This window comes from Mesorhizobium sp. WSM4844 (genome assembly GCF_055811775.1).
Genome location: NZ_JBVVQB010000170.1, coordinates 1 through 707, shown reverse-complemented (window position 1 = coordinate 707; position 707 = coordinate 1). Strand labels below are relative to the sequence as shown.

The window sequence follows — 707 nt, the reverse complement described above, 5'->3', positions numbered from 1 at the left end:
ATGCGCCATATCGGCCAAAGCCGCCGCGAACTGTTCGAGGAGATCGAGCGGGCTGCCTTGAAGCCGCTGCCGGCGGCACCGTTCGAATACGCCGAGTGGAAGTCGGCGAAGGTCCATCCTGACTACCATGTCGAGGTCGACAAGACCTTCTACTCGGTGCCGCACGGGCGCACCGTCGAGGTGCGGCTCACGCATCGAGTGGTCGAGATCTTCCACGATCACCAGCGTGTCGCCAGCCATGTGCGTCGCTCGCAGCGTTCCGGCCATGTCACCGTCAACGAACACATGCCCAAGGCGCACCAGCGCTACGCTAACACCACGCCGGCCAGCCTGATCAGCCGGGCGGCCAGGATTGGCCCCAACGCCGCCATCCTGGTCGAGCGCATGATGCGCGACCGACCGCATCCGGAACAGGGATACCGCTCGGCCATGGGCATCCTGTCGCTGGCGCCGCGCTATGGGCCGGAGCGTCTCGATGCCGCCTGCGAGCGGGCGCTGCTGATCAACGCGATCTTCTACTCCTCCGTCACCGCCATCCTCAAAGCCGGTCTCGACCGAGCCAGCTCTGCAGAACCGGCAAAGCCGACACCCCAGCACGCCAACATCCGCGGCTCCACCATTACCAGTGAAGGAAAGGAAGAAAGAATGCTGACGAACCCCACCCTCGACCAGATGCAAACCCTCGGTCTGGCCGGCATGGCTGCCGC

1 protein-coding gene is annotated in these 707 nt (G+C 64.9%); it reads left to right on the top strand.

Annotation, left to right across the window (positions count from 1 at the left end):
* A partial coding sequence (locus tag AC0L2A_RS36285; RefSeq protein WP_473612987.1) for a Mu transposase domain-containing protein occupies positions 1-707 on the top strand: 707 nt, incomplete at both ends.